8 protein-coding genes are annotated in these 11,838 nt (G+C 68.5%); 5 read left to right on the top strand and 3 right to left on the bottom strand.

The window, feature by feature from the left end; all coding sequences use genetic code 11:
- The first annotated feature begins 13 nt into the window (after positions 1-13).
- The 5 genes from QZL87_RS00840 to QZL87_RS00820 are packed head-to-tail and all read left to right on the top strand — an operon-like array spanning position 14 to position 4,821.
- Positions 14-895 carry a TIM barrel protein gene (locus tag QZL87_RS00840; protein ID WP_295322625.1) on the top strand — a complete coding sequence of 294 codons (882 nt, stop codon included), beginning with the start codon at positions 14-16 and terminating at the stop codon, positions 893-895.
- An 11-nt stretch (positions 896-906) separates the two neighbouring features.
- Positions 907-1,734 carry a DUF1080 domain-containing protein gene (locus QZL87_RS00835; protein WP_295322624.1) on the top strand — a complete coding sequence of 276 codons (828 nt, stop codon included), beginning with the start codon at positions 907-909 and terminating at the stop codon, positions 1,732-1,734.
- On the top strand, positions 1,731-2,291 hold the full coding sequence (locus QZL87_RS00830) for a gluconate 2-dehydrogenase subunit 3 family protein (protein ID WP_295322623.1): 561 nt from the start codon (positions 1,731-1,733) through the stop codon (positions 2,289-2,291). The genes QZL87_RS00835 and QZL87_RS00830 overlap by 4 nt, the downstream gene beginning before the upstream one ends.
- Entirely contained in the window at positions 2,288-3,127 is an 840-nt protein-coding gene (locus QZL87_RS00825; RefSeq protein WP_295322622.1) for a sugar phosphate isomerase/epimerase, read from the top strand. Before QZL87_RS00830 ends, QZL87_RS00825 begins: the two co-directional genes overlap by 4 nt.
- A gap of 20 nt (positions 3,128-3,147) precedes the next feature.
- Positions 3,148-4,821 (top strand): GMC family oxidoreductase, encoded by a 1,674-nt coding sequence (locus tag QZL87_RS00820; RefSeq protein ID WP_295322621.1) that lies wholly within the window; start codon positions 3,148-3,150, stop codon positions 4,819-4,821.
- A gap of 102 nt (positions 4,822-4,923) precedes the next feature.
- Here the strand turns inward: QZL87_RS00820 and trxA are convergent, their stop codons facing one another.
- From trxA to addB, 3 genes are read right to left on the bottom strand one after another with little or no spacing between them, the layout of a single operon-like run.
- On the bottom strand, positions 4,924-5,244 hold the full coding sequence (gene trxA / locus QZL87_RS00815; RefSeq protein ID WP_179493952.1) for a thioredoxin TrxA: 321 nt from the start codon (positions 5,242-5,244) through the stop codon (positions 4,924-4,926).
- A 32-nt stretch (positions 5,245-5,276) separates the two neighbouring features.
- Entirely contained in the window at positions 5,277-8,807 is a 3,531-nt protein-coding gene (gene addA, locus QZL87_RS00810; protein WP_295322618.1) for a double-strand break repair helicase AddA, read from the bottom strand.
- On the bottom strand, positions 8,804-11,815 hold the full coding sequence (gene addB / locus QZL87_RS00805; RefSeq protein ID WP_295322616.1) for a double-strand break repair protein AddB: 3,012 nt from the start codon (positions 11,813-11,815) through the stop codon (positions 8,804-8,806). The genes addA and addB overlap by 4 nt, the downstream gene beginning before the upstream one ends.
- Positions 11,816-11,838: the final 23 nt, after the last annotated feature.

Below are 11,838 nucleotides of genomic sequence, written 5' to 3'. Positions count from 1 at the left end.
GCGGCGAACCCTGTTGGCGAGCAGTGTCGCGGCCGCCGCAGCGACCGCGGCGACCGGCGCGACACCGTCAAACGCGGCGCGCTTTTCGCTGAAATACGCCCCTCACGAAGGCAGCTTCAAGAGCCGCGGCGACCGGCTCGAACAGATCGCCTTTGCCGCCGATCAGGGCTTTACCGCATGGGAGGATAATGAGGCCGCCGGCCGTTCGGTCGCCGACCAGAGCGCGATGGCGCGCGCGCTGCAGCAGCGCGGCATGACGATGGGCGTGTTCGTCGCGAGCATGCCGCGCTGGGGCGATTTCCGGCCGCAGCTCGGCGGTAACGACGATGGCGATCGCGAACGCTTCCTCGCCGATATCCGGGCTTCGGTCGACGTCGCCAAGCGGCTGAACTCGAAACATATGACGATCGTCCCCGGTTTCATGGACCGCAAGCTGCCGGTCGAGATCCAGACGGGGCGCGTGATCGACGTGCTGCGCCGCGCCGCCGAAATCTACGAACCGCACGGGCTCGTCATGGTGATGGAGCCGCTCAACACGCTGGTGAACCATCCCGGCGTCTTCATGTCGACCGTGCCGCAGGGCTATGCGGTCGCGCGCGCGGTGAATAGCCCGGCGATCAAGATACTCGCGGACCTCTATCACGAGCAGATTCAGGCGGGGAACCTCATCAATACGCTCGAGAGCTGCTGGGACGAGATCGGCTATATCCAGTTCGGCGACAACCCCGGCCGCAACGAGCCGGGAAGCGGCGAGATCAACTATCGCAACATCGTCCGTTGGCTGCGCGCGAAGAATTTCGCGGGCGTGATCGGGATGGAGCACGGCAATTCGGTCGACGGACGCGCGGGCGAGGAGCGGCTGGTCGCCGCCTATCGCGCGATCGACGCGGCATGAGGGAGAGACAGGTGAAGCGTTTGGCATGGGCTGCGACGATCGCGGCCGCCGTGGTAGCGGGCGCGCCCGCCGCCGCTGAGGAGAAGCCCGGGTTCAAGGACACGCCGATGCTGCCCGGCGGGAAGTGGCATGTACATGATTCGGACCGTCCGCATCCGGTGGTGGTGACTCCCGGCACGGTCCCCGGCGCCCCGCCCTCCGACGCGATCGTCCTGTTCGACGGCCAATCGCTCGACGCGTGGCAGCCGCAGGCGACGCCGTGGACCGTCAAGGACGGCGCGGCGACGTCGGTGCCGCGCGCCGACGGCAAGGGCGAGAATGCGCTGGTCAGCAAACAAAGCTTCGGAGACGTTCAGCTCCACCTCGAATTCGCCTCGCCCAATCCGCCGAGCAAGAGCTCGCAGGATCGCGGCAACAGCGGCATCTGGTTCATGCAGCGGTACGAGGTGCAGATCCTCGACGGCTATCAGAACCCGACCTATGCCGACGGCACCGTCGGCGCGATCTATGCCTGGAAGCCGCCGCTGGTGAACCCGTCGCGGAAGCCCGGCGAGTGGCAGAGCTACGACATCGTCTTCGAGCGCCCGCGCTTCGGACCGGACGGCAAGCTGCTGCGCCCCGCCTATGTCACCGCCTTCCTCAACGGCGTGCTCGTGCAGAACCGCCAGCCGTGGCTTGGCAGCACGGTGTGGCGCAAGGTCGCCACATATGAGACGCATGGCGATGCCGCGCCGATCCAGCTTCAGGATCACAATAGCCCGGTCTCGTTCCGCAACATCTGGGTGCGCCCGCTGCCCGAGGCGGCGGCGAGCCATGATTTCGAAGGCGAAGTGAAATGATCATCGACCGCAGAGACGCGCTCGCGGGCATGGCCGCGATGTTCGGCGCCAGCCTATTCGCACCGATCGCCCGCGCGGCGGCGATGCAGGTGACGCCGATCAGCAGCGGCCCACCCTCCTCGCCCGTGTTCACCGCGCCGCAGCGCGCGCTGATGACCGCGCTCAGCGAGCGCGTGATGCCGACGACCGACACCCCCGGCGCCATCGCGGCGGGCGTTCCCGAATATATCGAGAAGCTGCTCGCCGATTGGGCCAGCACCGACGACCGCAAGCCGATCCTCGCCGGGCTCGACACGATCGAGGCGCGCAGCCGGGCGGACTATAAGGTCGCCGCCGACAAGGCGACGCCCGCCCAGCAGGACGCGCTGCTGACGCTGGCGATGGAGGACAAGCTCCCCGGCGGCGCCGACTTTTTCGACAAGTTCCGCCAGCTCGTGCTCACCGGCTATTTCACCTCGGAAGTCGGCATCACGCAGGAACGCGAATATCTGCCCGTCCCCGGGCGCTACGACGGCGCCTATCCCTATTCCGAGATCAGGAAGGTGTTTTCGTCATGACGATCGGCAGACGGCAATGGATGGCGGGCGGCGCGGCGCTCGCGGCGGCGCTGACGGGGGGACCGCTGATGGCAAAGAGCCTCAAATCAAAGCCCATCGGCATTCAGCTCTACACCGTGCGTGAACTCTTCGCGAAGGACCCGATGGGGACGCTCGAGCAGGTCGCGGCGATCGGCTATCGCGAGGTCGAATATGGCGGCGGCGGCTATGACGCGATGGACCACGCCGCGCTCCGCAAGACGATGGACCGGCTCGGCCTGACGTCGCCCTCGATCCACGTCGGCTACGAGGCGCTCGCCAGCGATTTCGACGGCGCGGTCGCGATGACCAAGGCGCTCGGCGCCGACACGCTGATCGTCCCCTATATGGGCGAAGCGCATCGCAACGCCGAAGGCTGGAAAGCGGCGGTCGCCGATTTCAACCGCTATGCCGAGCGGCTCAAAAAAGCGGGGCTGGGCTTCGCCTATCACAATCATGATTTCGAGTTCACGCTGAAGCCGGGCGGCACCAGCCTGTTCGACACGCTGGTCGCCGACGCCGATCCGGCGCTCGTCGGACTCGAACTCGACCTGTTCTGGGCGGTCGCCGCGGGCGAGGATCCCAAGGCGATCATCCGGCGCCTGCCCGGACGCATCTATGCCTATCATGTCAAGGACCGCACCGCCGACGGCAAGATGACCAGCGTCGGCAAGGGCGTGATCGATTTCGCCGACATCTTCACGCTCAACGCGGTCGCCGACGTCGAGCATTTCTATGTCGAGAACGACCAGTCGCCCGCGCCCTATCTGCCCGACATCACCGCCAGCTTCAGCGCGCTCAGCCGCCTTCGCGCCTAACCGATATTCGAGGATAAGATATGACCGACCAGTTCGATGCGATCGTCATCGGTTCCGGAGTCAGCGGCGGATGGGCCGCGAAGGAACTGACCGAAAAGGGTCTCAAGGTGCTGATGCTCGACCGCGGCGTGATGGTCGAGCATGGCGACTATGATTATGACGGCAGGCCGCCCTATGAAATCCCGGCGCGCAACATGATGCCCGAGCCGCTGGTCAAGAGCGACTATTTCATCGCCACGCACGGCTATGTCTCGCCGTCGAACCAGAAATTCTACAACAACGACCGGCTCAACCCCTATGCCTATGGCGAGGGCGAGAAATTCTACTGGATCCGGCCGGGTGCGGTCGGCGGCAAGTCGCTGATCTGGGGGCGCTGGAGCTTTCGCTGGAGCCCGGAGGATTTCGAGGCGAACAAGCGCGAGAATGTCGGAATCGACTGGCCGATCCGCTATGACGACGTCGCGCCATGGTACGATTATGTCGAAAAATATATCGGCGTGTCGGGATCGCGTGAAAATCTGCCGCAGCTGCCCGACAGCGCGTTCCAGCCGCCGATCCAGATGAACGTCGCCGAGAAATGGGTGAAGGAACGGCTCGAGGCGACGTCGCCGGGGCGCAAGCTGATCAACACGCGCCTGTCGAACATGACCGAGGACAAGGAGGATCAGGGCCGCAGCAAATGCCAGTTCCGCAACCAGTGCGGGCGCGGCTGTTCGTTCGGCGCCTATTTCTCGACGCAGGCGGTCACCCTCCCCGCGGCGCGCGCGACCGGGCGGCTGACCCTGCGTTCGGACGCGGTGGTCTCCAATCTCGAATATGATCCGAAGACGAAGCGGGTCACGGGCGTGCGCGTGGTCGACGCGAAGACGAAGCAGGCCGAAGTGATCCCGGCGCGCCTCGTCTTCCTCTGCGCCTCGGCGATGGCCTCGACCCAGATATTGATGAACTCGCGTATCCCCGGCAGCGGCAAAAGCCATTTCGACGCCAGCGGCACGCTCGGCCGCTATGTGATGGACCATATCTTCCGCGTCGGTATCTCGGGCGATATTCCGGGGATGACCGATTTTATTGAATATGGCCGGCGTCCGGGCGGCGTCTATGTCCCGCGCTTCCGCAATGTCGGCGGCGAGGAGGGGATCGGTTTCAAGCGCGGCTACGGCTATCAGGGCAGCGCGCGGCGCGATCCGCTGCCGCCCGAGGGCTTCGGCGCGTCGATGAAGCATGGCATGCGCGGCTATGGCCCGTGGAAATTCGGCATGGGCGCGTTCGGCGAATGCCTGCCTTATGAGGATAATCGCGTCAGCCTGCACGCGGACAAGGTCGACCGCTTCGGCATCCCGCTGATGCGCTTCGACGTGACGTTCCGCGAGAACGAGATCCGCATGATGGACGATGCGCGCAGCGAAGGCGAGGCGATGCTGCGCCGGGCCGGCCTGACCAACGTCACCAGCGGGCGCAGCGAGCATGTCCCCGGCGACGCCATCCACGAAATGGGCGGCGCGCGCATGGCGGCCGATCCGCGCCAATCGGTGCTCAACAAATGGAGCCAGGCGCACGACGCCGCCAATCTGTTCGTCACCGACGGCGCCCAGATGGCCTCGATCTCGTGCGTCAATCCGTCGCTCACCTTCATGGCGCTGACGGCGCGCGCCGCCGATTACGCCGTGAAGCAGCTCAAGGCGGGGGCGATCTAGAAAATCCCCCTACGACCGTCATCCCGGCGAAGGCCGGGATCTCGACCTTGCCTCTTGACGCACCGGCGGGATCCCGGCCTTCGCCGGGATGACGGGGTGATCTTAAAGCGCGCCTTCGAGCCAGCCCTTGAGCGCGCTCTTCGGCGCCGCGCCGACCTTGGTGTCGGCAATCTCGCCATTTTTGAACAGGATCATCGTCGGGATACCGCGCACGCCATATTTGCTCGGCGCGTCGGGATGGTCGTCGATGTTGAGCTTGGCGATCACGACCTTGCCCGCGAGTTCGTCCGAGATTTCCTCGAGCGCCGGGCCGATCATCTTGCACGGGCCGCACCATTCGGCCCAGAAATCGACGAGCACGGGGGTGTCGCTGTCGATGACGTCGGCTTGAAAGCTCGCATCGGTAATGGCTTTGGTACCCATTTCAAAACTCCTGAAACTCTGTTGACGTCAAGCTAAGGCGTCGGCGCGTCCGGCTCAAGGGCTGAACCCGGCAAATTCGCCTTGGTTGCGCGCAAGCCCGGCTTGTGCGCGTCGAGCAACGCGTCGCCAAGGACGATCAGCCGCGGCGCCGCGGTATAGAGCAAAGCCGCCGCGACCCGCCGTCCCGGAAAGATCACCGCCAGCGCATCGCGATAGGCCGCCATCTGGCGCAGATAGGCGGGCGCGACCTCTGCCTCCCCTGCCGGGACATGCCGCCCGGTCTTGTAATCGATCACGGTCACCGCCTCGTCGGTCACCAGCAGGCGGTCGACGATCCCCGCGACAACGACGCCGTCGACCACCGCCGACAGCGGCACTTCGGCGAGGCTGCCCGGACCGAACAGCGCGGCGTGCGCCGGGTCGTCCAGCACCGCCAGCACCTCGTCCACCATCCCCGCGCGCGCCGCCTCGTCGAGCGCCGCGGCCTGCACCGACAGCCAGTGCAGCGCGGCGGCGCGGCGGCGCTCGGGCCGGACCGGCGGCAATCGCTCGAACAGTGCGTGGAGCAACAGCCCGCGCTCCACAGCCACCGCGCGCTCGCCCCCCTGCGGCGGCGACGCGACATCGTCCTCGCCGAGCGCCGACGGCGCAAGCGGCCGCGGCGGACGCGCTTCCTCGGGGGCCGATTGCCGCGCCCAGGGCGGCACGACGACCGGCGCCGGCACTTGCCGCGCCCTGTCCTTCGGCGGGCGCGCCCATTTCCCGGGCTGCACGGCATGGACGCGCTTGCGCCCCCAGCGCGGCCCGGCGTCCTGCCAGCCGGCGCCCATATCGGCCATGACCGCCTCGACCGCGCTGTGCCAATTATGATCGGGCAGGCTGCGGTCGGCGGTCTTGGTGATTCCGGCGACGACGAGCAATTCCTCGGCGCGCGTCATCGCGACATAGAGCAACCGCCAATGCTCCTCGCGCTCGGCCGCTTCCTTGTCGTCATAGGCCTTGGCGACAGCGCCGTAGCGTTCGTCCTTGCCGAGCGCGAACAGGGGCAATTTCTCCCACTCGCCCATCGACAGGTCGACGCTCAGCCGCCGCGGCCGCGGGTCGTCGGTCGCGTCGGCAAGGATGACGATCGGTGCCTGCAGCCCCTTCGACCCATGCACCGTCATCACCCGCACGACGTCGCTGCGCGCCTCGCTCTGGCGTTTGATCTCGGCCGTGCTGGCCGTGATATGGGCCAGGAAACCGAGCAGCGACGGCGCCTCCTGCCGCTCGAAGGCGAGCGCCTGCCCGAGCAGCTCGTCGATCGGGTCGCGCGCCTCGCGCCCCAATCGGCGATAGAGCTTGCGCCGCCCATCGAGCGGCCCCGACAAAAGCGCGTCGAGGAAGCGAAAGGGTGTCGTGAAGTCGGCCATGCCGAGCCATCCGCGCAGCGCCGCCATCGTTTCGGGCGGAACCTCGCTTTCGCGCGCGCGCAATTGCTCCCATAAAGCGCGGCCCTTCCGATTATGGGCGAAGCGGAACAGATCATCCTGCGTCCAGCCGAGCAGCGGCGAAACGAGCAGGCTCGCCAGGTTGAGGTCGTCGAGCGGCTGGACCGCGAAGCGCATCGCCGCGAGCAGGTCCTGCACCGCGAGCGATTGCGTCAGCGAAAAGCGGTCGACCCCCGCGACCGGCACATGCCGCGATTGCAGCCGCGCGACGATCCGCGCCGCAAGGTCGCGGCGGCGGCGGACCAGAATCAATATGTCGCCCGGCGCGACGCTGCGCCCGTCCTTGCCATGTTCGATCCAGTCCTGAACCTCGTCGGCGATCGCGCGCGACAGGCGCAGGCTCGCGGGATCGCTCGCCGCCACCGACGAGTCGCTTGATCCCGCCGCGTCTTCGCTTTCGTCAGCCTCGCTTTCATCATCAGCGGCGGCATCGAGCGCCTTGCCGACCGGCAGCGGCTCCCACAATTCGACGCGGCCCGCGCGGTCGCGGTTGAAATCGGCGGGAATATGCGGCGGCTCGTCGCTGGCGAGCCCCATCAATTCGGGCGCACCCGCCGCGATCCACTCATTTACGACGTCAAGCACGGCGGGGCTTGAGCGGTAATTGGTATCGAGATCGACATCCTCGAACGATCTGCCGCCCGCCTCAGCCTGTTTGGCAAAACTGCGTCGGGCAGCCTCGAATGCCGTCGGATCAGTTCCTTGGAAGCCGAAAATCGCCTGTTTGCGGTCGCCTACGGTGAACATCGTGCGGACACGATCGTCTTTGGCTCCGGCGCCTGCGAAAAACTCTCCGGCGAGGGACGCGATGATTTCCCACTGCCGCGTGTTCGTGTCCTGCGCCTCATCGACCAGGATATGATCGGTGCGCTGGTCGAGCTTGAAGCGCACCCACTCGCCGAAATCGCCGATGGCAAGCAGGTGGCCGGCGATGCTGATCAGATCGTCGAAATCGGCATAACCCTTCGCCCGCTTGGCGAGCGCATAGGTTTCGGCAAAGCGGCTCCCGAGATCCCAGGCCGCCGCCAGTTCGTCGGCGACCTGCATCGCCGAGGCGGTCGCCAGCAAGTCGCCGGTCGCCGCGACGATGCGTTCGGCGGCGCTCAGGCAGCCGCGCATCCCGCCCTTTTCCTTGACATAATCGGCGCGCATGTCCCCGGTGGCGGTCAGGAAGCAGCCGCGCAACTCCGCCAGCATCGCGGCACGTCCGCGCATATCGGCGCGCGACCAGTCGCCCATGACCGCGGCGCGGCCTTCGCCCGTCTTCGTCCCCCAATCGCGCCCGCTGACGGCGACGGCGGCAATGTCGCCATCGGCGATCGCGCCGCCCGCCAGCGCCGCCGCCTGCCATTCGGCCGGGTCGCCGTGCGGCAGGCCAAGCAGGGTCCGCGAATCATGCGCCTTCGGCGCCAGGCGCGGGCTGTTCGCCGCGGTGAAGCTGCTCGCGCAGCGGGCGAGGAAGGCGATGGCGGCATCCTGCCCCAGCCGCCGCGAGAGCATCGCGGCGACGCCGCGCATCGCATCGCCGTCGGCTCCCGGCTGTGCCAGCAGCGTGCCCAGCACCTCGCGCTGCAACGCGCCCGCCTCCCCATCCTCGAGCGCGCGAAACCCCGGCAGGATCCGAGCTTCGAGCGGAAAGCTGGCGAGCAGGGTCTGGCAGAAACTGTGGATCGTCTGAACCCGCACGGCGCCGCCGGGGCTGTCGATCACCGTCGCGAACAAGGATCGCGCGCGCCGCATCAGCGCCGGAACGCCGCGATCATAGCCGATGAGCTCGAGGTCGAGTCCCAGGGCCTGAAGCTCGGCGCGCAGGTCGCCATCGTCCATCCGCACCCACATCGCCAGCCGCTCGTGGATGCGGTGCGCCATTTCGGCGGCGCCCGCCTTGGTGAAGGTGATGCACAGGATCGCCTCGGGCGACACGCCTTCCAGCATCAGGCGCAGCACGCGCGCCGACAGCACTTGCGTCTTGCCGGTCCCCGCCGACGCGCCGAGCCAGACATGATCGTCCGGCTGCGCGGCCGCGCGCTGCCCCGGATCGAGCCTTTTCAGAAGCTTGTCGGGATCGATCATGCCGCGCCCTCCGCGTCCGCGCGCTCGTCCGCATCGCCGCGCCCGAACCATTCGTCGCGGCGCATCAGCTGGTCGAAATCGGCATAACGCTTACCCGCTTCGCCCGGAACGAAGGGCTCCTCGCTGCGCAGGTAACGCGCCATCAGATCGGCGAGCACCTCCTGCGCGCGTTCGACGACCGCCGCGGCCGTCGCGGCCTTGGGCTTTTGCCCGCGGATCGCCTTGACGGCGCCGTCGATGCCCTTTTTCCGGTCGCGCCGCAATTCCCAATATTCGAACGCATCGACCGTTTCGGGCGCAAGGTCGCCGAGCCCCGCCTCCTGCGCCAGCAAGCCCAACAGACCTAGCTGGCTGTTCAGCCCGTCGCCGGTCGATTTGGCCGACGGCGCCGCGCCCGTCTTGTAATCGACGATCGCCAGCGTGCCGTCGACCGTCTGGTCGACGCGATCGGCGGTTCCGTGCAGCCGGGTGCCGTCGACGACCAGTTCGCCGCGTACCTCGCCCGCGACCGGCCAACGCTCGTCGCGCGACGCCCATATGCGTTCCGCCGCCCAGCGCAGCGACGGCTCGATCCGCGGCAGCCAGAAAGCCCGCGCGAGCGAATCGAGCGCCGGGTCGGCACGCAGCGCCGCCAGTTCGGCACCGAACGCCGCTTCGGTCAACCCCGCCGCCTGCCAGTCCTGCAGGAATTTATGGACGCGGATGCCGAACCATTTGGCATCGGGGCCGCTGCTCAAGGGATCGAGTTCGCTCAGCCGCAATATCTTGGCCGCGTAAAAGGCGAAGGGATCGCGCGCGAGCTGATCGACTCCGGTGACGCTGATCGCGGTCGGCCGGGCGTTGAGCGGCGGCGCGGGGCGCGGCTTTTCGGCGGGCGCGCTGATGCCCGGCGGGACGTCGAGCGCGGCGGCAAGACGGACCACGCTCTCGCCGTCGACGCGCGCCTCGGGCAGGTCGCCCGCGAGCGCCGCGAGCCGCAGCCAGAAGCGCGACGCCACCGCGGGGTCGCCGCCGCTGCGCTGCGCGCGCGTCACCACCACCTCGCGCGCCGCGAAGGCGCCCGCGAAATCGTGCGCCGCCGCGCCCTGCTGACGCTCGGGCGCCGCGAGCCCCAGCATCCGGCGGATGCCCGGCGCGAGCCACGGATCGGGGCCCTGCTGCTGCGGCCAGCGCCCCTCGTCGAGCCCGCCGAGGATCATCAGGTCGGCGCGCTGCAGCCGCGCTTCGAGCAGCCCCCAGATGAACAGCCGCGGATGCCCGCCATAGGGCGGCCGCACACTCTCGCCCGACAAAAGGTCCGTGAGCATCGCGGGGAAATCGGCGGGCGCGACGAGCGCGGGGCCGTCGCCCTTCGCCAACGCCCAGCGATCGAACAGCTCGGACAGCACCCGGCCGGCGTGCCCCGTCCACACGCCATCGCCGGTGAGCCAGCCGAGCGCCGCCTGCAACGCCCCGAGCAGCGTGGCCGGCGGTGCGGGAACGCCGGCGGCAAAGGGCGCGAGCGACGCCTCGAGCGCGAGCGCGGCATCGCGCCACCATTCACCGATCGCCTGCGCCTCTGCATAACCGCGCGCCGTCGGATCGACCGCGCGTTCGGCGATCCGCGCCGTCACCCCGCCCCATCCCGGCACCAGCCCCGGGCCGCGCAGCACGAGATCGAGCCGCCGCACCTGATCGAGCCAGCCGAGCCGCGCCTCGCCCGCGCGCACAAGCGGATGCCCGAGCAGCGCGACGAGCCGTACCGGATCGAACGCGGCGGCGAATTCGGCGAGCGCGAGCAACAGCGCGCCGGGCGGCGTCTGCCCGAGCGGCTGCCCGGCGCTGTCGTCGACCGATATGTCCCAGCGCGCGAGCGCCGCCGCGACGCGCGTCGCGAGCGCGCGGTCGGGGGTCACCAGCGCCGCCGTCCGCTCGCCGGTTTCGAGCGCGCGGCGCATCATCAGCGCGATCCCCTGCGCCTCCTGCCCGTCATCGGCGAACACCGCCGCGCTCACCCCCGCGATGCCGGGCCCCAGATCGCCGGCCTGCTGCCAGCGCGCCGTATAGGCGGCGGGCGCGAAGAGCAGCGACGTGAACGGCGCGCGCGCCTCGGGCCCGTCGAACGGCGACGAGGCGGGCCACTCCATCACCTCATCGCGCGACACGCCCATCCGCCCGAGCAGCAATTTCAGATGATATTGCGGGTGGGTTTCGAGCGGGCGCGCCGGATTTTCGGGTTCGGGTTTCACCGGCCCCAGCGCCTCCCACTCCTCGCCCGCCATGCCGAGGTCGAGCCCCGGCAATACCACCATGCCCTGCGGCAGATCGGCGGCGGTGCGCAGCAATCGCGCGATGGCGGGCGCCGCGGTCGTGACGCCCGCCGCCACGACGAAGCGCGCGGGCGGCGCGGCGCGCCATCCCTTGCTCACGCGATCGAGCAGCCGGTTGCGGCGGTCGGCGCGGTCGATATGCCCCGTCGCGGCGAGCATGGCGGGCCATGTGTCGACGAGCAGCGACAATCGCCGCCACGACGCTTGCCAATGCCCCGCCAGATCGCCGAGCGCGCTTTCGATGCCGGCGAGCCGCGAAGGCGCGACCTCTTCATAGTGAAGCTGGTCGATCACCCGCCCCAGCCCATCGGCAAGCTGAAAGGCGGCCGCGCCGACGATCGGCTCCTCACCCGGCACATTGTGCTTCTCGATGAGCGCGGCGAGCATCAGCCGGCGTCTGAGCGCATCGATCGCGGGCGGCATCGCATCGCTTTCGTCGATCGGATCGAGCGCGAGAGCGACGCTTTCATCGAGGTCGGCGTCGCCGATCACGGCGAGCCGCGGCATCAGCAGCCCCGCGCCGCCCGCGCGCACGAACGCCGCCTGCACCGCGCTTCGCGCGCGATTGCTCGGCAGCAGAATCAGCCCTTCGGCCAGCCCCAATGCGCCGTCGGCGTAACGATCGATCAGCCCCGCGACGAGCGCGTCGGCAAAGGCCCGCTGGACGGGGATGGAGTAGATGGTGGGGGATCTGGGCATTTAACTTCGGTATCCACGGCTCA

Source organism: uncultured Sphingopyxis sp., assembly GCF_900078365.1.
Classification (GTDB): domain Bacteria; phylum Pseudomonadota; class Alphaproteobacteria; order Sphingomonadales; family Sphingomonadaceae; genus Sphingopyxis.
Note: the sequence above shows the minus strand (reverse complement) of the source record. Positions and strands in the feature narration are given on the sequence as shown.